The organism is Sphingomonas lycopersici (assembly GCF_026130605.1).
Lineage (GTDB): Bacteria > Pseudomonadota > Alphaproteobacteria > Sphingomonadales > Sphingomonadaceae > Sphingomonas > Sphingomonas lycopersici.
In genome coordinates, this window is the sequence record NZ_JANFAU010000001.1 from 648,997 (window position 1) to 672,760 (window position 23,764).

The 23,764-nt window shown below is 66.9% G+C and carries 20 protein-coding genes and 1 riboswitch; of the genes, 6 read left to right on the forward strand and 14 right to left on the reverse strand.

All coding sequences use genetic code 11. The annotated features are described in order from the left end of the window. The first annotated feature begins 114 nt into the window (after nt 1-114). The 4 genes from NED98_RS02605 (at nt 115) to NED98_RS02620 (ending at nt 4,842) form a co-directional block, all read left to right on the forward strand. Nucleotides 115-798, forward strand: coding sequence for a SapC family protein (locus NED98_RS02605; RefSeq protein WP_265311816.1), 684 nt, complete (start codon nt 115-117; stop codon nt 796-798). Further along, nucleotides 795-1,766: a cupin-like domain-containing protein gene (locus tag NED98_RS02610; RefSeq protein WP_265311817.1), complete on the forward strand. Its 972-nt coding sequence runs from the start codon at nt 795-797 to the stop codon at nt 1,764-1,766. Before NED98_RS02605 ends, NED98_RS02610 begins: the two co-directional genes overlap by 4 nt. 76 nt (nt 1,767-1,842) lie before the next feature. Then, complete coding sequence (locus NED98_RS02615) at nt 1,843-2,910, forward strand: alpha/beta hydrolase (protein WP_265311818.1); 1,068 nt, start codon at nt 1,843-1,845, stop codon at nt 2,908-2,910. 3 nt (nt 2,911-2,913) lie between these two features. Then, nucleotides 2,914-4,842: an NPCBM/NEW2 domain-containing protein gene (locus NED98_RS02620; protein WP_432423282.1), complete on the forward strand. Its 1,929-nt coding sequence runs from the start codon at nt 2,914-2,916 to the stop codon at nt 4,840-4,842. A gap of 41 nt (nt 4,843-4,883) precedes the next feature. Here NED98_RS02620 and NED98_RS02625 read toward each other — a convergent pair whose 3' ends face one another. From NED98_RS02625 to NED98_RS02670, 10 genes are all read right to left on the reverse strand, one after another. Then, nucleotides 4,884-5,675 (reverse strand): FadR/GntR family transcriptional regulator, encoded by a 792-nt coding sequence (locus tag NED98_RS02625; protein WP_265311819.1) that lies wholly within the window; start codon nt 5,673-5,675, stop codon nt 4,884-4,886. 77 nt (nt 5,676-5,752) lie between these two features. Then, complete coding sequence (locus NED98_RS02630) at nt 5,753-7,339, reverse strand: alpha-N-arabinofuranosidase (RefSeq protein WP_349293239.1); 1,587 nt, start codon at nt 7,337-7,339, stop codon at nt 5,753-5,755. A gap of 41 nt (nt 7,340-7,380) precedes the next feature. After that, nucleotides 7,381-8,724 carry a cation:proton antiporter gene (locus tag NED98_RS02635; protein WP_265311821.1) on the reverse strand — a complete coding sequence of 448 codons (1,344 nt, stop codon included), beginning with the start codon at nt 8,722-8,724 and terminating at the stop codon, nt 7,381-7,383. Nucleotides 8,725-9,097: 373 nt separating this feature from the next. Continuing rightward, nucleotides 9,098-9,811 carry an adenosylcobinamide-GDP ribazoletransferase gene (gene cobS, locus NED98_RS02640; protein WP_265311822.1) on the reverse strand — a complete coding sequence of 238 codons (714 nt, stop codon included), beginning with the start codon at nt 9,809-9,811 and terminating at the stop codon, nt 9,098-9,100. Further along, entirely contained in the window at nt 9,799-10,365 is a 567-nt protein-coding gene (locus NED98_RS02645) for a histidine phosphatase family protein (RefSeq protein WP_265311823.1), read from the reverse strand. Before NED98_RS02645 ends, cobS begins: the two co-directional genes overlap by 13 nt. Beyond that, the gene (cobT, locus tag NED98_RS02650) at nt 10,362-11,372 is read right to left on the reverse strand and encodes a nicotinate-nucleotide--dimethylbenzimidazole phosphoribosyltransferase (RefSeq protein ID WP_265311824.1); all 1,011 of its coding nucleotides are present in this window, start codon (nt 11,370-11,372) and stop codon (nt 10,362-10,364) included. The genes NED98_RS02645 and cobT overlap by 4 nt, the downstream gene beginning before the upstream one ends. Next, on the reverse strand, nt 11,369-11,743 hold the full coding sequence (locus NED98_RS02655; protein WP_265311825.1) for a DUF1636 domain-containing protein: 375 nt from the start codon (nt 11,741-11,743) through the stop codon (nt 11,369-11,371). Before NED98_RS02655 ends, cobT begins: the two co-directional genes overlap by 4 nt. Beyond that, nucleotides 11,737-12,285 carry a hypothetical protein gene (locus tag NED98_RS02660; protein WP_265311826.1) on the reverse strand — a complete coding sequence of 183 codons (549 nt, stop codon included), beginning with the start codon at nt 12,283-12,285 and terminating at the stop codon, nt 11,737-11,739. Before NED98_RS02660 ends, NED98_RS02655 begins: the two co-directional genes overlap by 7 nt. A gap of 32 nt (nt 12,286-12,317) precedes the next feature. Then, nucleotides 12,318-14,297: a TonB-dependent receptor plug domain-containing protein gene (locus tag NED98_RS02665; RefSeq protein ID WP_265311827.1), complete on the reverse strand. Its 1,980-nt coding sequence runs from the start codon at nt 14,295-14,297 to the stop codon at nt 12,318-12,320. A gap of 105 nt (nt 14,298-14,402) precedes the next feature. Next, nucleotides 14,403-14,593: riboswitch (cobalamin riboswitch) on the reverse strand. Nucleotides 14,594-14,640: 47 nt separating this feature from the next. Further along, nucleotides 14,641-16,893 (reverse strand): TonB-dependent receptor, encoded by a 2,253-nt coding sequence (locus tag NED98_RS02670; RefSeq protein ID WP_265311828.1) that lies wholly within the window; start codon nt 16,891-16,893, stop codon nt 14,641-14,643. Nucleotides 16,894-17,135: 242 nt separating this feature from the next. Here NED98_RS02670 and NED98_RS02675 point away from each other — a divergent pair, with 242 nt between their 5' ends. Next, nucleotides 17,136-18,098 carry a L,D-transpeptidase family protein gene (locus tag NED98_RS02675; protein ID WP_265311829.1) on the forward strand — a complete coding sequence of 321 codons (963 nt, stop codon included), beginning with the start codon at nt 17,136-17,138 and terminating at the stop codon, nt 18,096-18,098. Between the two features lie 16 nt (nt 18,099-18,114). Here NED98_RS02675 and NED98_RS02680 read toward each other — a convergent pair whose 3' ends face one another. The 4 genes from NED98_RS02680 to NED98_RS02695 form a co-directional block, all read right to left on the reverse strand. Further along, a complete protein-coding gene (locus NED98_RS02680) occupies nt 18,115-18,753 on the reverse strand; it encodes a murein L,D-transpeptidase catalytic domain family protein (protein ID WP_265311830.1) in 639 nt (212 codons plus the stop codon). A gap of 122 nt (nt 18,754-18,875) precedes the next feature. Beyond that, entirely contained in the window at nt 18,876-19,346 is a 471-nt protein-coding gene (locus tag NED98_RS02685; protein ID WP_265311831.1) for a DUF411 domain-containing protein, read from the reverse strand. Between the two features lie 18 nt (nt 19,347-19,364). Next, the gene (locus NED98_RS02690) at nt 19,365-20,024 is read right to left on the reverse strand and encodes a DUF2231 domain-containing protein (protein WP_349293240.1); all 660 of its coding nucleotides are present in this window, start codon (nt 20,022-20,024) and stop codon (nt 19,365-19,367) included. A 48-nt stretch (nt 20,025-20,072) separates the two neighbouring features. Further along, nucleotides 20,073-22,820, reverse strand: coding sequence for a DUF5695 domain-containing protein (locus NED98_RS02695; RefSeq protein WP_265311833.1), 2,748 nt, complete (start codon nt 22,818-22,820; stop codon nt 20,073-20,075). A 129-nt stretch (nt 22,821-22,949) separates the two neighbouring features. On the opposite strand from NED98_RS02695, the gene NED98_RS02700 reads away from it, so the two are divergent. Next, nucleotides 22,950-23,696 (forward strand): FadR/GntR family transcriptional regulator, encoded by a 747-nt coding sequence (locus tag NED98_RS02700; protein WP_265311834.1) that lies wholly within the window; start codon nt 22,950-22,952, stop codon nt 23,694-23,696. The last annotated feature ends 68 nt before the right edge of the window (nt 23,697-23,764 follow it).

Sequence of the window (23,764 nt, forward strand, 5' to 3'; positions counted from 1 at the left end):
AGGTAGCGCTATCAAGAATTATTTGTCAGTGTTTTCGAACCTGCTATTCAGGCCCTACAAAGGCGGTGCAGGTGGCGCACAACACCGCCGCACAACAAAGGCTGGGAGAGCGGGATGGCGGCCGAATTTGAGATTTTGAACGATCAGGCGCACCGCAATCTCGCGATTCGCAGCGATGCCGGCGTCGCCCATCCGCATTTCGTGATGATCGTTCTCGGCGAGTTTCCCGCGGCCGCAAGCGCATGTCCGATCTTTCTCGCGAAAGACCCGGCCACCGGGGAATTCTATGCCGCCGCGCTGTTCGGTTTCGAACCGGGGGAGACTTTGTTCGAGGCCGGCGAGAAGGCCGCGACGTTCCGCCCGCTCGAATTGCAACGGCAGGGTTTTCATGTCGCGGACGAGAATATCGCCGTCCAGCCGGGACATCCCCGGTTCGGTGCGGGGGCGGATATCGCCCTCTTCGATGACGGTGGCACGCCGACCGAAGCGCTGCGCAAGATCCAGATGATACTCGGGCAATTGCACAGCGGCATTCATGAGACTCGCGCGTTCATCGGTGAGTTGCTGCGACTGAGGCTGGTCGAACCGCTCGATATCTCGCTGACCTTCGATGACGGGAAGCGGCTCGATCTCGACGGGCTCTATACCGTCAGCCGCGACGGCCTGAACGATCTGCCCGACGTCGAAATCGCCGCTTTATTCCGCAAGGGATATCTGCAGGCGGCGATGTGCATGACCTTTTCGTTGAACCAGATCGCCGTTCTCGCGCGGCGGCGCAACGCCCGGCTGCTTGCATGACGATAGCGGTGCCGGAGATAGCGGCCGATCGCTTTGCCGATCCGGCGCAGTTCCGCGAGATCGCGGCGCGCTGCGAGCCGGTGGTGGTGCGTGGCCTGGTCAACGACTGGCCGGTCGTGCGCGCCGCCGCCACATCGCCGGTCGCGTTGCGCGCCTATCTTCTGCGCTTCGCGAGCGCGACCCGCGCAGAGGCCTTCGTGGGGAAGGCGGGGCGCTATTCCTATAACGAAAGGCTGGACGGCTTCGATTTCGACCGGGTCGACACCGATCTCGCCGATGCGCTCGACCGCATTCTCGCCAGCGCGGACGTGCCGGGCGCGCCGACCGTCTACGTCGGGTCTCTCGATACGGCGCAATATCTGCCGGGATTCGCGGCGGAGAACAATCTCGGCCCGCTGCTATCCACGGTTCAGCCGCGGCTGTGGATCGGCAATAGGTCGGACATTGCATGTCACAACGACACGTTCGACAATATCGCCTGCGTGGTGTCGGGCCGCCGCCGCTTCACCCTCTATCCGCCGCAGGCGGTTGCCGACCTTCATATCGGGCCGGTCGATTTCACGATGTCCGGCCGGGCGACCAGCCTAGCGACCTCCGCATCGGCCGAGGCCCGCGCGACGGTCGCCGAGCTCGAGGCCGGCGACGCGCTTTACCTGCCGAAATTGTGGTGGCACCGGGTCGAGGCGACGGGGTCGATCAATCTGCTCGTCAATTACTGGTGGGACGAGTTCAGCGCCGGACCGGACGCGCCCAATACCGCGATGATGCTGGCGATGATCGCCATCGCCGAGCGGCCGCCCGCCGAACGCGCCGCATGGCGCGCGCTGTTCGATCATTATGTGTTCCGGCCGGACGGGCATCCGCTGCGCCACATTCCCGAGGAGCGACACGGCATTCTGGGGCCGCTCGCGGTAGGAAATTACGGCCGCATCCGCGCGATGGTCATGCAGATGCTGCGCGGCGGGTGATCGTTTCGGCGGCAATTAACCGGACAAATGAAAGCGACGTCCCGACAGGGATCGAGGTTCGAGAGAGGATAATGATATGAGGAAGAATTTGACGAGGGTGCTGATCGCGGGCGTCGCGCTGTCGACGCTCGCCCCGGCGTCCCCCGCCGCCGCGCAGGTCAAGGCCAATGTGCCGGCGGTCGAACCGTCCGCTAAACCGGTCACCGTCGAGCGGATCAAGGTGCATTCGCCGGCGCTGGAGGGCAATCTGGAGGGCAATGCCGCCGACCGCGATGTGCTGGTCATGTTGCCGCCCGGTTACGCGAAGGATCCGAAGCGTCGCTATCCGGTGGTCTATGCGCTGCACGGCTATTCGATCGGCGCGGAGCAATGGTCGGGCGAGATTCATGTCCCCCAGACGGTCGAGGGCGCGTTCGCGCGCGGGGTGAAGGACATGATCGTCGTGTTTCCCGATAGCAAGACGGTGCACAACGGATCGATGTATTCGAGTTCCCCCACGACGGGCGATTTCGAAACCTTCGTCTCGCGCGATCTGGTCGCCTATATCGACGCGCATTATCGCACGATCGCCCGGCGGGAAAGTCGTGGGCTCGTCGGGCATTCGATGGGCGGTTATGGCGCAAGCCGTATCGGGATGAAGCATGCCGACGTGTTCGGCGCGCTTTATATGATGAGCCCCTGCTGCCTTTCGGCGCGGGGCGCGATGCCGTTGAGTCCGGAAGCCGAAGCCGCGCTCAAGACGGCGAAAACAATGGCCGACACCGCGGCCTTGCCATGGGGGGTGCGCGCGCAATTCGCCGCGGCCTCCGCCTGGTCGCCCGATCCGAAGAACCCGCCCTTCTACTTCGATCTGCCGACCGGCGACGAAGCGCAGAAGCGCGATGTGCTGGCGCGCTGGGCGGCGAATGCCCCGCTGGCCTTTGTCGATCAATATATCGCGCGTCTGCGCCAATATCGGGCGATCGCGATCGATGTCGGCGATCAGGATAGTCTGAAGGATGATGCGCAGAAGCTGCATCAGATACTCGACAATTATGGTGTCGCGAACAGCTTCGAAATCTACTCGGGGACTCATACCAGCGATGTCGCCGTGCGTTTCCAGAATTTCGTGCTGCCGTTCTTCGGCAAGAATCTGGCTTTCTGAGCCATGACGAACCGTTTATCGTCGTCGTCGCGCCGGCTCGTCACGCGCGGTGCCTTGCTGCTGGCCGTCGCAATGCAGGCGGTCGCGCCGCTCGCCGCATCCGCCGATCCGCTCGATCCGACCGCGCGCTGGACGGCTTATGCCCGGGGCGCGGCGGTGCTGCCGCCGATGGGCTGGGCGAGCTGGAATGCGTTCAACAGCGACATCGACGAGGAGAAAGTGCTCGCTTCCGCGCGTATTATCGTCGATTCGGGGCTGGCGCAGAAGGGTTATCGCTATATCGACATCGACGACGGCTGGTGGTTGCGCCGCAACCAGCCTGACGGCCGGATGGTCATCCGCGCGGCAAAATTTCCCTCCGCCCGATTGCCCGACGGCCGCACCAGTTTTCGCCCGCTCACCGATCGGCTGCACGCGATGGGATTGAAAGCGGGCATCTATTCCGACATCGGCCGCAACAGTTGCGGGCAGATCTATACGTCGAATTTCGCCAATCAGCCCGAGGGCAGCGTCGCTGAGCGCGAGGTCGGTCTCTACGGCCATGTCGAGCAGGACATCCGCCTCTATTTCCAGGAATGGGGGTTTGACCTGATCAAGGTCGACGGATGCGGCATTCGCGGGCTGCCGGCCAGCAATCCGCTGGTCAGGGCCGGCGTCTATCGCGCGCTCGATCCGCTGATCGACAGCGATTCGGTGGGGGCGACCGACGTCGCGGCGGTGCGGCGGCTCTATCAGCAGGTCGGGACCGCGATCGAAAGCGTCAAGCCGGACAATGACTTCATCTACTCCATCTGCCTCTGGGGCTCGGCCGACGTGCGTTCCTGGGCAAAGGACGTGGGCAGCATATCGCGCACCAGCGAGGATATTTCGCCCAAATGGAGCCGGATGCTGCACAATCTCGACAGCGCGGCGCGGCGCGCGCTTTATGCGCATCCGGGGTCCTGGAACGACCCCGACATGCTGTTCGTCGGCAGCGGCGATTTCGACGCGAACCATCTGGTCGAAGCACGCTCGCACTTCAGCTTATGGGCGATGCTGAACGCGCCGCTGATGATCGGTTACGATCTTCGCAAGGCGGATCGCGCGCTGATCGACCTGCTCGGCAACAGCCGCGTCATCGCGCTCAATCAAGATCCCGCGGGCAACCAGGCGGTGCTCGCGTTCGATTCGGACGAGGTGTCGATCTTCGTCAAGGCGCTGAGCAACGGCGACCGCGCGGTCGCGATCCTCAACCGTACCTCGGCGCCGATCGAGGCGACGCTGCTGGCATCGCACATGAAATTCCTGCCGGATGCCGATATCGAGCTGACCGACGTGTGGCGCGGTGGCCACAGCCGCTTCCGCGGGCAGCAGAATTTCGCGCTCGGCGCGCGGGAGACGCTGCTATTTACCGCCAAGGGCACCCGCCGTCTGGCGGGTGGCCTTTACCTGTCCGAACAGCCGGGCAGCGTGAACCCCGCGATCGACGGGGTGACGGTGCCCGAGGCGGAGCCAATGATCTATCGCGCGCTGCTCCCCTGGCTCGGCACGCGTGCCAGCCGCGAGCCACCGCGTTACGGCGGCTGGGGCGGTGCGCAGGCGGACGCCACGCCTTATGGCCAGCAATTGACGATCAGCGGTCAACGTTATGACACCGGCATCGGCGTGCTCGCCAATTCACGGCTCGAGGTGCGCAACGCGGGCTATGCGCGCTTCACTGCCACGGTCGGGATCGATCAGTCCGCGCGAGATCGCAGCCAGCCGGTGACCTTCACCGTCTATGGCGATGGCAAGTTGCTCGCGCGGACGCCGCCGTTGCGGTTTGGCGAGAAGCCGGTCGCGATCGCCGCGGATGTGCGCGGCGTGAAGCTGATCGAGCTGGTCGCGCGGGCACCGACGGCGATGCGTTTCCCCGATCCGGTCGTCTGGGGAGATGCAGCGCTGCGACGCTAAGGCATGTCCGAGCTCGCCGCCGTCGCGCGGGGCGTAACGCGCTATTCCCGATCGGCGGCGAGATTGGTGATCGCGGCGCGCGTGTCCTCCAGCGCCTGATCGACGAGCGTGTGCATCGCCGCCGCCGCGGCATCCGCGTCAGCGGCGGCGATCGCGTCGTAAACGCGGACATGGCCGGGCAGCGGATCGCGCGGCAGGGCACGCATCCGCTGCTTGAACTGCGTCGTCCAGTTCACCGCCGCGCCGATGCTGGCGGTCAGCGCGGTCAGTGCGCTGTTCTGGGTCGCGGCGAGAATCGCCTCGTGAAAATCCCGGTCCGCGATCCGGCCCGCCTCCGTCGCGAGCGTATGGCGGCGCATCGCGCCGAGCGCGTCCTTCATCGCCTTCAAGTCTTCCTTGCTCCGCCGCGCCGCCGCCAGCCGCGCCGCCGCCGGTTCGACAATCGCCCGTAATTCGAACAGATCGCGGACGAAATTGATGTCGGGCTCGCCGGAGAACGCCCAGGCAAGCAACGTCGGGTCCAATATATTCCAGCGGCTGCGCGGCAAAACGCGGGTTCCCGCCCGGGGCCGGCTTTCCAACAGACCTTTGGCGGTCAGCACCTGAACCGCCTCGCGATAGGCGCTGCGCGAGACGCTCAGCGCCTCGGCATTGGCGACCTCGCCGGTGAGCGTCTCGCCCGGCGCGATCCGTCCGGAAACGATGGCGGTGCCGAGATAATGCGCGACCGCGCCGCGAAGCCGCCGCCCGGATCCTCTGGAGGATTCCGGGGCAATCGCGCTCTTATCGTCTTCAGATCTCGGCACATCGCCCTTCTTCACCGGCGTCGGCATCGCATTCCTCCTCTGGCCGCCCTAGCTGCGCCGATCACCATCGCAACGCAAGGTCACGTTGCCGGACCGATAGCCGGTCAGTCGATCGCCACCACCACGACGGATTTCGCGGGAATGACGAGCGCCGCACGCCCGCCCTTCACGACGCCGGTGAAGGGCTTCGGACGGACCACCTCCGGCGAGGCGAAGCTGTTGACCGCATCGAAGCGCGGCGCGCTCAATATCTCTCCGCGCGCGCCGTGGACGGTCATCCCGGCGACGCTCGCCTCGATCCGCGCGGCGCGGTGCGGATCGACATTGGTGAGCGCAAGCCACAATTTGCCGGCCGTATCGCGCGCCGCGATCGCGTCCAGCCGCGGCATCGTCACCGCACCATGCGTATAGGTGCCCGCGTCGAGTTTGAGCGGAACGAATGTCGCGTCCTGGAAGGGCAGGTACATTTTGAAGATGTGATAGGTCGGCGTCAGCACCATCTTCGGCCCGTCGGTCAGGATCATCGCCTGCAGCACATTGGTCATCTGGGCGATGTTCGCCATCCGCACGCGATCGGCGTGACGCGCGAAGATGTTGAGGTTGAGCGCCGCGATAATCGCGTCGCGCATCGAATTCTGCTGCTGGAGAAACCCTGGGTTGGTGCCCGTATTGGGCTTCAGCCAGACACCCCATTCGTCCACAACGAGCGGGACCTTCTTCTCCGGATCATATTTGTCCATCACCGCGGCATGGGCAAGGATGAGCTTATCCATGTCCCATGTCGATTTGATCAGGCTGGCATAAGCCGCTTCGTCGAAATTCTCGCTTGCATAGGATGGCGGCCAGCCCGCGGTGGTATAGCTGTGGAGCGACAAGCCCTCGATGCTCCAGGCCCAATTATGGTCCTTATAGGCCTTCATGACCGCTTCGGTGTAATCGAGCTTGGCATCGCCGGGCCCCACCGCGATACGCCGCATCGCCTCGTCGCCCGTCTGGGCGGGGTTATAGTTGCGCACAAAGCGCGCAAATGGCCGCATCAAGGCGACATATTCGTCGCCGCTGAACGAGCCGCCGCAGCCCCAGGATTCATTGCCGATGCCGAGATATTTGACCTTATAGGGCGCGGGATGCCCGTTCGCCGCGCGCTCCTGGCCGGCGGTGGTTTTGGGATCCGCCGTCATATAGGCCAGCCAGTCGGCCGCTTCCTTGACGGTGCCGGAGCCGAGATTGACCGATACATAGGCTTCGCTGCCGATCTGGTCGATGAAGTCGAAGAATTCGTCGGTGCCGAAGCTGTTCGGTTCTACCGCGTCGCCCCAGTTGGAGTTTATCGACACCTTCCGGCCCTTCGCCGGGCCGATGCCGTCGCGCCAATGATATTCGTCGGCGAAGCATCCGCCGGGCCAGCGTACATTCGGCACCTTGATCGCGCGCAACGCGGCGACCACGTCCTTGCGGATGCCGCGCACATTGGGAATGCTCGAATCCCGGCCGACCCAGACGCCGCCGTAAATCCCGGTGCCGAGGTGCTCCGCGAACTGGCCGAACAGGTTGCGATCGATCCGGGGGCCCGGCGAACGGGTATCGACGGCCAGCACGATCGGCGCGTCCGCCCCGGTCTGCGCCGGCGCGGCCGACGCCGCGAACGCCAGCAGTGCGGCCGCCAACAGCGGCCTGAAAGCCTTGCTCATCATTTCCTCCCGTCGATTGTCAGTTTTGTGGAGACGCGCTCCTACCCCGCCTTCAGCGCGGCGAGCTCGCCGTCGGCGCGCGCTTTCGCGCCGTAGACGAGCTCGAACAACGGCCCCGCCATCATCGTGGTGACGATCGCCATCAGCACCAGCATCGAGAACAACGAGGGGCCGATGATCCCCTTCTGCAGGCCGATATTGATAATGATCAATTCCATCAGGCCGCGCGAGTTCATCAGCGCGCCGATGCCGAGCGCGGTGCGATTATCCTCGCCGGCAAGCCGTGCCGCTGCCCAGCAGGCACCGAATTTCGCCAGCACCGACGCCGCCAGGATGCCGAGCGCAACGAGCAGCAGCGACGCCGAATTGACCATGTCGAGGCGCGTATTGAGCCCCGAATAGGTGAAGAACATCGGCAGCAGCAGCACGACTGCCAGCGGCTCGACCTTGCGTTTCAGCTCGTCGACGAAGGCGCCGCGCGGCATGCAGGCGCCGAGGATGAAGCCGCCGAAAATGGCGTGAATGCCGATCGCGTCCATCACGAAGGCGGAGAGGCAGAACAGCAGCATCGTGAGCGCCAGGACATTGGTGCTCATGCTGCCCTGCGCCTCGACGGTGCGGCCGAGCGGCGCGAGCAGCCGCCGGCCCCATAGCAGCATGAAGCCGACATATAATGTCGCGCCGCCGATCGCGAGTATCGCCAGTCCGGCGCCGCCGCCGAACGTCGCCAGCACCACCGCCAATACGCACCACGATGCGGCATCGTCGAACGCGCCGGCGGTCAGCGACAATGTCCCGAGCGACGAATCCGCCAGACCGCGTTCGTTGATGATCCGTGCCAGCATCGGAAAAGCGGTCAGCGCGATGCAGGCCCCCATGAACAGCGTGGCGCTGCCCTGGCCGATTCCCGGCGCGAACAGGCCGTCGACCGACAGCAGCGACGGCGTGACAAGGGCGGCGAGCACGAAGGGCGCGACGATCCCGGCGGCGGACACCGCCCCGGCGCTGCGCGCTTTCGCCTGGAAATGATCGAGCCGGAGCGTCAGCCCGACCATGAACATATAAAGCCCCACGCCGAGCTGCGCGCCGGCGTAGAGGACGTTGCGGGTCTCCTTGGGAAACAGCGCCAGCTGAAAGTCGGGAAAGAACAGCCCGAGCAATGACGGGCCCAGCACGACGCCGGCGATCATCTCCCCCACGACCTGCGGCTGGCCGAGCATCCGCTGACCCGCCCAGCCGACCAGACGGCAGGCGAGAAGGATCACCGCGAGCTGCATGAAGAAATGCACGCTGAAATCGCCGGGCGTGTAGCTCGCGCCCGCGCCATGCGGCGACAATATGCCGGTTATCGTCGAAACCAGGCTGTCGACGGTCCCTTCGGGCATTCCGCCATCCCCTCCATCTAATGCGCCGACAATAACCGCGAAATGTGAGCGTTAACAAGAGGGGTTTCCGCGGCGCGATGTCGCTATCCCGGAAAGGCTGCCAATTTGCGGGTAAGGACCGGGGGCAGTGGAGGGAGCGCGGCCTGCTGCCCGGGGGGAGGGGATGGCGCGACCGCGCTCCAGGAGAGAGTTGCCCGCAAGCGGGTGGAGGACGCCCGGAGCATTCCTCCCCTAAAGATGCCCCTGCCGCGGCAGCAATATCGTCCTGACGGCGGGGAGCTTCGGCGAAATTCGCGGATTTGTTGCAAATGTCCAGCAATAAATGTCGGAGTATATGGATATTGCGCGGGAACCGAAGGGCTTAGCTATCGTCTCACCCGAGGCGAAGCGCGAAGGCGAGCAGCAGCCCGGTTTCGACCAGCTCGATTCCCGCGCCGTGGACATCCCCGGTGACCCCGCCGAGGCGGCGATGCGCCCACCAGCCGAACGCGCCGATCAGCACCGGCGCCGTAGCGAGCGGTGGCAACAGCAAGCAGGCAGCGGCCAGCGCGAGGCCCCATGCGGCCAATATCGGCAGCGTGATCGCGCCGGCGATGCTCGCGCCCAAACCGCTGTCGCGCAGCGGGGGCAGGAACCGCGCCCAGGCCAGCGGCCCGAGCCGCGCCGCGGCGGGGATCGCGATCAGCGCAAGCCAGCTAGTCGGCAGGACAAGGTGGAGCAGCACCAGCTTGGCGGCGAGTTGCAGCGCGATCGCGGTGACGCCGAAGCTGCCGATGTGCGGATCGCGCATCACCTGCAAAAGCCGGGTGCGATCGCCGTGCGCGGCGCCGAGCCCGTCGGCGACGTCGCCCAGCCCGTCGAGGTGGAGCGCGCCCGTCGCCCATATCCATAATGTCGTCGCGGCGAGCGCGCCGAGCCACGGATCGATCCGTCCGCCGAGCCATCCCGCGCCCGCCACCAGCACGCCGATCGCGAGCCCGGCGACCGGATAGAGCCGCACCGCGCGCGCGAAATCGCGCGCATCGGCGGCAAGCTGCGGCATCGGCAGGCGGGTGAGGAAGGCCAGCGCGACGATCAGCGATCGCATTGCCGCAACTCGTTGATCTGCGCGCGGCGCGGTTTTCCTTCCCACACGGTGAGCGACAGCATCGCGGCATAGGGCAGGTCGAACGCCCAGGTCGCGGCGAGGCTCAGCCCGCAGAGATGCGCGAGCGCGGCACGCATCGCCCCGCCGTGGGTCACCACCAATGTCGGGACGGGGGCGAGATCGTCGATCGCCGCGCCGACCCGCGCGACCAGCGCCGACCAGCTTTCGCCGCCGGGGGGCGGGTGAGCATCCGGGTCATCGTGGAAGCACGCCAGCGCGACGGGGTCGATATCGCTCGCCGCCAGCCCGTTCCACGCGCCGAAATCGAGTTCGCGCCAGCGCGGGTCGCGCCGCGGCGTGCCGATCGCCTCGGCGCAGCGTCGTGCGCGGGTGAGATCGGAGGCGATTAGGGCATCGACCGGCGGAAGTCCTCGCGCCTGCGCGACGCATGCCGCGATGCCGCCCGCCGTAACCTCGGCATCGTGATGCCCGAGCATCCGCCCGGTGACGACCGGCGCGCCGTGTCGTAGCAGGTGGAGCGCGAAGCGCGTCATCCCCCGGCGACGCCGGCCTCGGCGAAGGTCGCCATTTCATCATGCGCGGCGAGCGCGGCGCGGACGATCTGCGCCGCCACCGCCGCGCCGCTGCCCTCGCCCAATCGCATGTCGAGCATGAGCAGCGGCGACAGCCCGAGCCGGTCGAGCAAGCCGCGGTGCCCCGGCTCGGCCGAACAATGCCCGGCGAGGCAATGGTCGGTGATCGCGGCATTGCCGTGCGCCAGCGGGGCGATCGCGGCGGTGCCGATGAAGCCGTCGAGCAGCACGGGGATGCGTGCGTGGCGCGCGGCGATGATCGCGCCGGCGATCGCGACGATCTCGCGCCCGCCCACCCGGCGCAGGATCTCGAACGGTTGGTCGAGGTGCCCGGCGTGATGCGCCAACGCCATGTCGACGACCGCCGCCTTGCGCTGCACCCCGGCCGCATCGACCCCGGTGCCGGGGCCGACCCAGTCCGCCCCCGCCCCGCCGAAGCTTGCGGCGGCGAGCGCGGCGGCGACGGTGGTGTTGCCGATCCCCATCTCGCCGAGCACCAGCAGATCGGCATCGCCGATCGCCGCCGCGCCCGCGTCGAGCGCGGCGAGACAGTCATCGGCGGTCATCGCCGGGCCGGTGGTGAAATCCTCGGTCGGCCGGTCGAGATCGAGCGGGACGACCGACAGGGCCAGCCCGGCGGCAGCGGCGAGCGCATTGATCGCCGCGCCCCCGGCGGCGAAATTCGCCACCATCTGCGCGGTCACCGCGGCGGGAAAGGCGCTCACCCCGCGTGCGACGACGCCGTGGTTGCCGGCGAACACCAATGCGCGGCCGTGCGCGATGCGTGGCCGCGCGGCGCCGTGCCAGCCGGCGACGAACAATGCGATTTCCTCCAGCCGGCCGAGCGAGCCGGGCGGTTTGGTGAGTTGCGCCTGTCGCGCCGCTGCCGCATCGCGCGCGACGCGATCCGGGGCGGGGAGGGTGGCGAGCGCGGTCTCGAACGCGGCGACCGATCCGAACATCCTCATGCGACGACATATCCTTCAGGCGGAGTGCGGGTGATGAAATGGCCCTTCACCCCCTCGGGCCAGTCGCGGTACGGCACCTGCCCCCACTCGCTCGCGGCATAAGCGCGCGCATAATCGAGGATCGCGCGCGCCGCCTCGTCGGTCGGGTCGAAGCGGCCGAGGACATAGCCGATCTTGCCCGGCGCGCGGAGGTGGACGGTGCAGGACTCGCGGCAGGCGAACAGGCACGGCATCTCCTGCACCGCGACCTCGGCATAGGCCGCGTCGCCACCCTGCACCCGGCGCAACGCCGCGACGAGCGCCGCCCCCGCGACGTTGCGGCAGGTGTTGCATGCCACCACCGCCGCGCCGCCGGGGACGGGCTTCAGCATGCGGTGACCGGCCGGTCGCGCGGCGCGGCGGGGAGCCCCGCCGCAACGAGCGTGCGATAGAGCAGATACAGCCCGGCGAGGATCGCGGCGTTGCGCGCGAACAGCCGCGCGTTGATCGCCGGCGACAGCGCGATATCCACCCCGCCGAGCCCGACCGCGCCGAGGAGCTGGACGATCTTGAACCCGATCGTCGCGCCGAGATAGGCGATCGCGATGCGCAGCAGCACGCGGCCCGGCGCGACGCGATCGGCGGCGACGCGCGCGCCGACGACCGCGGCGACCGCCGCCAACCCCAGCGTCGCGCCCCATAGCAAGGTCGATGTGTCGCGCGGATAGCCGAGCAGGCAGAAACCGGTCGCCTGGCTCAATGCCCAGCTCGCGATCATCAGCACGATACCGTCGCGCGCGCGCAACTGCGTCGCCGCCAGCGCGGCGAGCGCGGTGAACGGCGTCGCACAGGCGAGCGCCAGGGTGGTGAGCGCGCTCGCCAGCGTCAGCAGCATGATCCACAGCGTGGAGACGCGCGCATCGGATCGGGTCATCGTCGTTGCTCCTTTCATGAACGGCGCACGCATCAGAAGCGCCCCCGGAAGCCGGCATAGATGCTGCGGCCGAGGGTGCCGTAGCGATAGACGGTCTCATATTTCTCGTCGAACACGTTTTCGCCGCGCACGAACAGCCGCAGCCCCGGGGTGACGGGCAGCTCGGCGCGCAGGTCGACCAACGTATAAGAAGCGAGCACGACATTGCTCGTCGCGCTGTCGAACGTATCGCCCGACCAGCGCACCGCCGCGCCGAACGACGGACCGCCTGGGAAGCTGTAATCGGCGCTGGCGTTCCACGCGTGGCGCGGGCGGCGCGGCAATTGCCGGCCGAACGTGGCGACGCCCGGCGAGCGATCCTCCGATGCGGTCCAGCTGTAATTGCCGTCGATCGTCAGCCGCTTGCCGAGCGCGACATGCCCGGCCGCCTCGATGCCGTTGGCGAAGGCGCGCGAGACGTTCTTGTAATAGCCGAAGCGGCGCTGGGTGGTGCTGCCGGGGACGAGGCACATCGAGTCGATCGCGCCGGTCGAGCAGCCGTTGTAGATGATGAGGTCGTTCGAGCGCCGCTCGAAATAGGTCGCGCCGAGCGCGACATGCCCGTCGAGGAAACGCTGTTCGACCCCCGCTTCCCATCCGTTCACGCGTTCGGGGCGCAGCGCCTGGTTCCCATATTCGGAGAAGAGCTGGTAGAGCGTCGGCGCCTTGAAGCCTTCCGAATAGCTCGCGCGGAACACGGTGCCGGTGGGCAACGCCCAGGCGCCGCCGCCGGCGAACAGGGTCTTGCCGCCGTAGCGGCTGTGATCGTCGTTGCGCACCCCCGCGGTCAGCGTCAGCCCGGCGATCACCGCGGCGTTGAGCTGGCCGTAGAAGCTGGTGATCTCCGCCCGGCCGCGTGCGGGCGCGGGGATCGGCACCGACAGGCTGGCGGCGGGCGAGACGCTGCGGAAGCGGCTCACCTCATTCTCCGCGCCGAACACCGCGTCGACCCCGCGCGTGATCGCGAAACTGCCCTGATATTCGAGCCGTTCGTTGCGCCCTGCCGCGTCGAAGGTCAGCGTCCGCGCACGCGCCGGATTGTAGTTGTCGCGATCGGTGTTGGTGTAGCCATAAGCGAACCGGTTGCGGAACCGCCCGTCGAGCAGCGCGACATTGAGGCCGGCATAGCCGACGAATTCGCGGTTGAGCGTATATTCGGGGGTGTCGCCGCTGAATCCGTCGATCCCGGCGCGGCCGTTGGCATAATAGCCGCGCAGTTCGGCGCTGACGTTGGGCGTGATCGTCAGCACTGCACGCCCGGCGATCGAGCGGTTGGTATAGCCGTCGAGTTCCCGCCCGCCGAAATCGGGGGCGATCGCGGAGATGCCGCGGGTGGTGAAGGCCTGCCCGCCGACGCGCCATGCGAGCGGCCCGTCATTGCCGCCGATCGCCGCGCGCGCGCTGACGGTATCGCGGCTGCCCGCTTCGATATCGAAACTGCCCTCGAGCCGCTTTTCGGGCAGCGGGGTCACGACATTGACCACCCCGCCGATCGCCTGGCTGCCCCACAGGATCGACTGCGGCCCGCGCAGCACCTCGATCCGCCCGGCGTCGCCGGTCAGCAGATTGGCGAAATTATAGCCGCCGCCGGTCGCCGACGGATCGTTGAGCTTGACCCCGTCGATCACCACCACCGTCTGATCGCTCTCTGCACCGCGGATGCGCAGGCTGGTCGCGGTGCCATAACCGCCGTTGCGCGACATGGTGACCCCGGGGGTGCGCAGCAGCAGATCGGAAACCGACATGTCGCCGGCGCGGTCGATCGCATTCTTGTCGAGCACGGTGACCGACGCCGCGACGCGATCGATCGCGACGGGCGCGCGCATCGCGGTGACGACGACGGTGCCGTCGGCATCGGGCGTGGCGGCGGCGTCGGGCGCCGGCGCCGATACCGGCGGCTGGTTGGCGGATTGGGCGAAAAGGGGGCTGGGCGCGATCAGCGCGACGCCCGCGATTGGATAGAGAAGCTTCATAGTCTCCCACATGACGACATGCGCCGGCGCGCGATGCGCACCGGGGCTGGTTGCTTGTCGTCTCGCGGGTTTGACCCCCGTCCGTCCGGCGCACCCTGGCCGGTCGAAGGACGACCGCGACGGGCAGGTCTCCTGGCTTGCGGGTCAATGCCGCTCCGTGCCGCCTTCTCAGGATGTCGATCCCAATGGCATGTGGCACGGTGGCTCGCCGCTCACAGTTGCAGGGGCAGCCGGGGTTTCGAACCCCGTTCCCTTTCAATCCCCGGTCAAGGGGAACCTGTCGCGTGATCGGTCATAGGCAAATGCTGCGCCGCGTCAATCCACATCGCGGCGCCGTTTAGGCTCAGAATTTCCGGCTGATCTGCGCGATCACCTCGCGCGGGCGGCCGGGGCGGCCGGCGATCGCGGCGGTATAGCCCGCGGTGCCGGTGACATATTGCCGATCGGTGAGGTTGCTGCCCGATACGGTGAACTTCCACAATTTGTCCGCGCTGTTCCACCCGATCCGCGCGCCGAGCACGCCATAGCCGCGCTGCTGCTCGGGATAGCCGGTCACGCCGTTCACCCCGTCGTTGGCGGGGGTGAAATAGACCGTCGACTGGACATGCGCGTCGACCCCGACGAACGCCGATCCGGCATTGCCGAGATCCTGCGTATAGGTGCCGCCGAAGGTCGCCGACCAGCGCGGCGCGTTGTTGAGCCTTTTGCCCGCGGCGTCGAACGTGCCGAACGCGGTGACATAGGCCGCATCGTAACGCGCATAACGCGCGTCGAGATAGGCGACATTGCCGAACAGCTCGAGCCCGGCGACCGGGCGGCCCTGCAGTTCGAGCTCGACCCCCTTCACATGCGCGGTGGCGGCATTCTGCGTCCGCGCGCCGAACGAATTGCCGATGCGGACGAAATTCTCGACCTGCAGGTCGGTGTAATCATAATAGAAAGCGTCGAGGTTGACGCGCAGCCGGCGGTTGAACCAGTCGCTCTTGAGGCCGATTTCATACGACCACAATTTCTCCGGGCCATAGCCGGCGGCGGCGTCGACCGCGTTGTTCGCGCCATAATCGAACCCGCCGCTCTTGAACCCGCGCGTCGCCGACAGATAGACGAGCGCGTTGCTCGCCGGGCGGATGTTGATGCCGAATTTCGGGGTCAGCGCATGATCGCGGCGCACCGTGTCGACCGTGAACGGATCGGGGAGACCGGGCACGCCCGACAGCACCGGCGCGGCGCGGACGATCGCCGGGTTGGTCGAGGTCGAGGCGGTGAAATAATCGTCGAGCTGATAATGTTTGCGCTCGGCGGTGTAGCGCAGCCCGGCGACCAGCGAGACCATTTCATTGACGTGATATTCGACCTGCCCGAACACCGCCGCGGCGCGCGCGAAGAGCCGCGATTGCTGGACATGCGAAATCCCCGCGGCGAGGATCGGCACGACCTGCGGCTCGCGATCGACCTCCTGGAAATAATAAGCGCCGAGCACGTAATCGAGCGCGCGGCTCTTGCCGTTGAGCGTGAATTCCTGGCTGAACTGCTGCTGGCTGATCGGAGTGACGTAATCGGCGAGGATCGCCATCGAGCTCGCGTCGGCATCGGCGACGATCGAGCCGTCGATCCCGCGATAGCTGGTCAGCGAGCGCAGAGTGAGCCCCGGCGCGAGCTGGAACGAGGCATCGCTGGCGAAGCCGTAATTCTTCAGCACGGTGCGGTTGGGGTCGTTCATCGACACCTTGGAGAAATCGCCGAGGATCGAATCGTCGAGCGCATTGCCGTCCGGGCGCAGCAGCTTGATCGCGCCGCCGAGCGCGCCGGCCTGGCGCGAATAATCCGCGCGCAAGGTCCACGTATCGTGGCCGCCCAGCGGGATCAGCACCTGACCGCGCACGCCGAACGAGCGATTGTCCTCGACATCGCCGCCGGTCGAGACGTTCTTGCGATAGGCGTCGTGCCCCGAGACGTCGAACGCCAGGCTGGCGCGGACGCCGCTTTCGGTCAGCGGGCCGGAAACATAGCCCTGCACGCCATAGCGGTTGTACGTGCCGTAGAGTGCCTGGACCTGCCCCTCGAACGTGTCCGACGGGGTGCGCGAGATGATATTGACCGTGCCACCGACCGAATTGCGGCCATAGAGCGTGCCCTGCGGCCCGCGCAGCACCTCGACCCGCTCGACGTCGAGGAATTCGTTGAAATAGCCCAGCGGGCGGGCGAGGTAGACGCCGTCTAGGTTGATCGTCGTGCTCGGGTCCGAGCCGATATAGACCGTGTTCGATCCGACCCCGCGGATGAACAATTGCGCATAGCCGTTGAGGTCCGACACCTGCAGGCTGGGGACATAGGCCTTGAGGTCCTGCGCATCACGGACGCCGCGATCGGCGATCTGCGCGCCGGTCACCGCATTGACTGCGATCGGGGTGGATTGCAGCGCGGTGGCGCCCATCCGCGTCGCGGTGACGACGACATCGCCGATCGCATTATTGTCGGCCGGGGCGGCCGGCACGGCTTCGGGCGCAGCGGCGGTTTGCGCCAGCGCGGATTGCGCGAGCGCGGCGGCGGTGATGACGAACGCGAGACGCGATGTTCCGGCCAGACCCTGTTTCACGACTTTCCTCCCCGTAGAGCGATATGGCACGGGCGGCGGCTCGCGGCCCGCGTGGATTGCGCTGCCCCTAGCGTGATTCGTTGATCGATCAAGCAAATATAACGCATTTGCCTATTTATACGTATCTATATCCACTTCATGCGTTGTTTATGCGCAACATGTGTCCGCACGCGCGGGTAATCGGCCGGAGCGGCGAAATTTCCGCGATTCAAACCGCCCTTCATCCGCGCTAAGGCGCCGGCATGTCGATGTTCGCTTTGCTCGCCGCCGCGCTCGCGCCGCAGGTTTCCGCCCCCGAACCCGCCACGGTCACCGTCACCGGGCGCGCGACGCTCGACAATGCCTCCGTGCTGCGATCGGCCAAGGCGCTCAAGGCGGGCGAATATATGTGGGCGCCGCAGACCGCGCCGGCGGGGCCGATCCTGATGGTCGTCAACCTCGAGACGCAGCGCGCGGTGGTCTATCGCAACGGCCTGCCGATCGCGATCACCACCGTCTCGTCGGGCAAGAAGGGGCATGAGACGCCGACCGGGATCTTCACCGTGCTCCAGAAGGAGAAGGATCACCGGTCCAACCTCTACAATAGCGCGCCGATGCCGTTCATGCAGCGGCTGACATGGGACGGGATCGCGCTTCATGCCGGCGCGCTGCCGGGGCATGCCGCGTCGCACGGCTGCATCCGCCTGCCGGCGAAATTCGCGCAGATGCTCTACGGCGCGACCCCGCTCGGGATGACGGTGGTGGTGACCAAGCGCGAGGCATTGCCGGCGGTGGTCCCGGCGGGCGACGTAATCGCCGCGGCGGCGAAGACCGGGGCAGGCGCGCCGGGTGCGCGCGATTTCTGGGATCCGGCGCGCGCGCCGACCGGGCCGGTGTCGATCGTCGTCAGCACCACCGATCGCGCCCTGTTCGTGATCCGCGGCGGGCGGATCATCGGCCGAGCCACCGTCGGGGTGAACCGGCAGATCAGCCACCCCTATCTCTACTCGCTCCAGTCCGCCGATTCCGCGGGGGCGCGGCGCTGGACGCGGATCGCCTTGCCCGGGCAGACGCTCGACGAGGATATGCAGCTCGGCGATGTCGACATGACCGCGGCGACCCGCGCCGCGATCGAAAGCGTGCTGGTGCCCGGCGCGACCGTCGTCGTCACCCCCGATGCGCTGACCGATGTCAGCAGCCTGAAGGATTTCGTGATCGGGAAGTAATCGCCGCGCTCGCCCGTCACACCTTCGCGGCGTAGATCATCCGGCCGGGACCGAGCCGTTCGAACACCTCGGCGAGTTCGCGCTCGCCGACCGCGAAACAGCCCTGACTGCGCCCGAGCATGCCGTGTGTGCGGATCATGTCGGCATTGGCATACCAGGCGCCGTGGATGACGAGCGCGCGGGCGAGGGCGTTGCTGTTGGTGGGATCGAGACCGATCAAACGCTGCGACCGGCCGTGCTTGCCGATATAATAATCGGCGGCGAGGAAGGCGCCTTCGGACGAGGCGTTCGAGCCGTTGGCGTTGGAGAAGCGGTGGAGGAAGCCGGTATGCGCGGGATCCGATCCGCTGCCGTGCGCGACCAGCTTGGCAATGCTCGCGCCGCTCGCCAGATCGACGAAATGGAACCGCGGCTCGGCCGATGCGGCGTCGAAATCAACGATCGCCATCCGATCGCGCTGCACGCGCGCGCCGTGGCGTTGCAAGGCGGCGAGCGCGCGGCGCATCAGCTCGGGCCGCACGACGCGCGGCGAGGTGCGTGGCGCAGCCGGCAGCGCCGCGCTTGCATGTGTTGGCAGAATGGCAGCGGCGGCGACCAGGCCGCCTGCGCCCAGCAAACCACGACGCGTCAGCGCCGCACGGTCGGTAACATTCATCGGTCGGTCAAAATCCCCATACCCGCTACCGGCTTTATAGCGACGGCGCGTGGCGATTTCACCACCAGGTCATTCAATCTGGCCCGTTTATTGCTTTATTTATCGCGCGGAGACCGCCGCGGTCACCGGTTATGGCTGCTGAACACCCGCCGCCCGCCCGGCCCGAAAGCGATCACCTGATAGGGCTGTTTCTCCCCGCCGGCTTCCATCCCCGGCGAGCCCAGCGGCATGCCGGGAACCGCGAGGCCGGTGACGCCCCTGGGCCTGGTCGCGAGCAGCCGCGCGATGTCGGCGGCAGGGACATGGCCTTCGATGACATAGCCGCCCGCGATCAGCGTGTGGCACGAGCGCAGCGCCGCCGGCACGCCGCGCTGTTCCGCGACGGCGGCGACGTCGCGCGTCTCGACCACCGTGATCTGCGCCTTGAGCGCGGACCGCATGTGCTCCGCCCATTTCTTGCAGCAGCCGCATCCGGGATCGCGGTACATCGTATAGGTCGTCGCCTGCGCCACGCCCGAGCAGGCGGCAAGCAATGTCAGCGCGGCGCCGGCCAGCCTGAGGCGCGCGGATTTTCCGGGATTGAATGAAAGCATGTGGGTGCCCTTTTTCCGTTACAGGCCGAGGTGGTTGGGGCCGTAGACCATCTCCGCTCCGAGATAGCCCTGAATCGGTAAGGCGATCGCGAAGAAGACGAGCAGGATGCGCAATGGGGTGCGGTTGGCGCGGAACGCGAACATTGCGGCGGCGATGCTGACCGCGGCGATCGTGGTGCCGTTCCAGCGGTGCGCCATCAATGTGTCGGACCGGTCGTGGAGCCGCCAGCCGGCGGAGAACCAGCCGAGCAAGGCCGCGGCCACCGCGCCGAGCGCGCCGCCGACCGCGAGGAAACGCACGACGATGCCGAACCCGGCCATTGGCTTCCAGATGAACAGCAATTCGGCGAGCAGCGCCGCCATCAGCAGCCCGATCGGGACATGGACCAGCATCGGGTGGAGCCGGCCGAGGAAATCGCCGAGAGATTTGACGTGATTGTCCGCGGCCGCGGGCGCGGCGGCGTCCGGCGCCACACCGTGCGCGTGCTCCATCGCCATCGTGCCCTGCGACGCAGCGCCAGCCGGCGTCGCCTGCCTCGCATTGGCCGGTTGCGCTCGCATCTGCGCCAGCTCCGCGTCGCTCATGTCGGCTTTATGGCCTTCATGCGCAAATGCGGGGCTTCCCACCAGCAGCAGCAGGAACGCGAGGAAGGAAAGGAGCTTGCCCATGATCCGCATACGCAAGCTTAGGACCGACCCCTTATATTTTTTCCCCGCGTTGCGCGGTCAGCGCGGCGCCAGCACGATCTCGCGCGCGGTCGCGCCGAGCGTCACCGTAAAGCCGCCGCGCTCCGGCGGGATGTCCCCCAAAGGCGCGTAGCGTCGCGCCGATCGCGTCGTGGCGGTGACGAACAGCCGTGCGGCGGGCGTCGCAGGCGTGGCGGCGTCGAGCGTCAGCGTGATGCGGCCGGTCGCGGGCATGTAACGCGCGCTGGCGATCTTCCCGGCGTCGAGCGTGATCCATTGCCCCGCCGGCGCGACGAACAGACGCGCACGCGCGCCGTCCTTGGGGGTGATCGTCACCGCATCGCCCGTGGTGTCGACATCGCCGCCAAACCCGAGCCAGCCGAAGGTCGGATCGTTCACCAGATAGGTCGCCGCGGCATAGGCATGGCCGAAGAAGCCCATGCCGTAATCGCCGCTATAGGGATCCCATTTCATCATGTCCGGCCAGCTGTGGAATGCCGCCGAGGAGAAGCCCTGCTGGTCGATATTGGTGATGCCGCCCATCATCCCGCCATAAGCGACGCGGAGCAGATGGAGATCGGCGGGATCGCGCCGGAAGGCATCGAACAGCGGCACCGCATTGAGCGCCGATCCATAATGGTGGATCTGCCGCTCGACGCGCGGATATTTGCCGCCGTAGAGAAAATCCCAATAGCGCCGCGCATTGCCGTTATAGCCCCAGCTCGGGATCGCCGGATCGTATCCGAGGATCACCTCACGCGTGGCATCCGCCTGCGGCTGCCAGCCGAAATGGCGCATCCAGGCGTAGACTTCCGGCTGCCCGGTCGAATCCCACGGCATTTCCGAGCCGAAGGGATATTTGAGCGTGCGCCAGTGATCGGCGCGCGCCTTCATCAGCCGCTCCATTTCGGCCGCCTCGTCGGCCAGCCCCTCGCGCTGCAGGTCGGTGAGGATGTCGACGAACACATCGCCCTCCATCAGCCCGAACTGGGCATAATGCGGTGCATCGCGCATCATCGCGACGACCGTCTGATAGGCATGATCGAGATACCAGCGCCAATCGTGGCGGGTGACCAGCCCGGGATGGTTGCGCGCGACGCGATACAACACCCAATGGCCGATCGCGACATGCGGATAATTATAGGCGCGCCCGATATCGCCTGCGTCCTTCTCGTTCCACGACGTCCATGATTTCCACTTGCCGGCATCGCCGTAGAGCGACGGGAATTTCGCCGGATCGTAATAGAACAGGCTTTTCCTGACCGCGCCGGCATGCGGCCCGTCGGCGATCTGGAGCTGGCCGACGATCGTTTCGTCGACCATTCGCTCGAGCCTGGCGATCTCGGCCGCGTCGGGATTGTCGAGCTGCTTCATCATCGCCGCGACCCAGCTTCCCGCGCCGCCCTCGTCGCTCATCCCCGCGATCCACACGCGCGGCTCGACATCGACGATCTTCTTCGCCTCGTCGTCATAAGTGAGGATCGCGGGCGAGCGGTGGAACGGATCGTCCTTGCCCTCGAACCATTGCTGCGTCGTCGAGAAGCGGCCGAGATCGGCGGTTACCTGATCGAGCGGCTTGGTGAGGAAATAGCTGATCGTCTGTTTCTCGCCGTCGGCATAGGTCAAGGTCAGCCGCGCCGGGCCCCAGCCGCGTGCGCGGATCGACAGCCGCGTCCAGCCCTTCGCCTTGCTCGCGAACGCCGCCTCGATCGCGCCGATCGGATGGCTCTCGAAATTGGTGATCGCGCTGCGCGCGCGGACGAACAGGCTGGCCTGCTGATCCTGCGGGACGACATAGCCGGGGATGCCGATCGCCACCGGGCGCTTGTGCGCGATCAGCGTCTGCTCGATCGCGCGGATCGCCGGCGACACGACGAAGCGCACCCCGATATCGAGCGCCTCGCCGGGCTTCAGCGTCCGCGCGGTGGGGACATTCCACTGCTCGCCGGCATCCTTCCATTCGCGCGTCGCATAAGCGGCGGAATAGACCGTCCAGTCGTAAAATCCCTCCGAGGTCTGGCCGCGCGGGCTGCGATCGGTGAAGATCGCGGCCTTGTCCTCGCCGGGGTTCTTGAGCGGGCTATAGGCTTCGAGCGGCGTGCCCTTTTCCGGCAGCACGAGCAACGCCGGACCCTGCCCGTTGAGCCGGGTGACCTGAAGATAGCCCGCGTCGCGCCCGATATAGGGATCGACGAAGCTCGCCTGGCTGTGCGCCTCGTCGAGCGAGCGATCGGTGAGGATATTGTCGAACACCATCGGCATGCCGAGCGCGCCGATCTCCAGCGGCTGGGCGGACGTGTTGACGATGCGGAAGCGCAGCGCGAGCGTGCCCGCGTCGTTGACCCAGCGGCGCTCGACGCTGAACGGCGCGTCCTTTCCCATCGAGGCGGTGATGTCCGCCGCGGCGAGCACCGCGCCGCGCGCGGCGAGCGGGCGGATCGGCCGGCGCGCATGGGCCGAGGCGAAATCGCGCCATTCGCCGTCGGGCGCGCGCACGCGCAGGTTGAGATCGCCGATATGGTTATAGCCGTCGCCGGCGCGCTCGGGTTCGCGCGCGGTGGGGACGAAGCTGAACCCGGCGTCGCTCGCCGGGGACAGCCGCGCCAACGTCTGGGTATCGCCGCGCAGCGCGAGCCTGAACGGTCCGACGGCGAAGTCGCGCGTCGGGATCGGCGGGAAAGCCGGCTTTTGCGGCGTCTCCGCATGCGATCCGGCGACGACCCCCGGCGCGATACCGGCGAGCAGCAGGGCGGGATACACGAAATGGCGGAACGTCGGGAACCTCATGCGCAGCGAACCTCATTTGGCGCGATTGTCGGCGAGTATCGAAGCGATAATATTATACGATATATTGTAGGACGTATAGCTTGCCGCAGCGCGATGATCGGATCAATGTTCGCCGCGGAAAGGGACGGCGTGGCGGCGAGGATCAATAGCATCGAACGGGCCGGCGCAGGGGCGCTGATCCAGACCAGCGGCGGGCGGCGGATGCGCGGATCGGTCGCGCAGCAGCTTGCGGTGATGATCCTGTCGGGCGAATTGCCGCCGGGCCATGTCTTTCCGACCGAGCTCGATTATGCCGAGCAGATCGGCATCTCGCGCTCGTCGCTGCGCGAGGCGTTTCGCGTGCTGTCCGCCAAGGGGCTGGTGGAAAGCCGGCCCAAGGCGGGGACGCGGGTCAATCCGCGGCGGCAATGGAGCCTGCTCGACCCCGATCTGCTGGCGTGGCAGTTCGCCGCCGAGCCGAGCGCGAAGTTCCTCCGCGACCTGTTCGAACTGCGGTTGACGGTCGAGCCCAATGCGGCGGCGATCGCCGCGGCGCGGCGGAGCGACGACGAGGTCGAGGCGATGCGCCGCGCGCTGGAGAAAATGGCGCGCCACGGCCTCGCGACCGAGGAAGGGCGGCTGGCGGATCAGCAATTCCATATGGTGATGCTCGAGGCGACGCGGAACGACGCGATCATCGCGCTCGCCAGCTCGATCATGGCGGCGATCGCCTGGACGACGATTTACAAGCAGCGCAATCATGCGTTGAAACGCGATCCGATCCCCGACCATCGGTTGCTGTACGACGCCTTCGCCGCAGGCGATGCCGAGGCCGCACGGCACGCGATGGCCGAGCTTATCCGGCTCGCGCTGGCCGATACCGAGATGTCGGCGTAGCGCGCGTGAGCGAGATTATCGCTTCCTTGGTCATTCCCGCATAGGCGGGAATCCATTCACTCCGACCT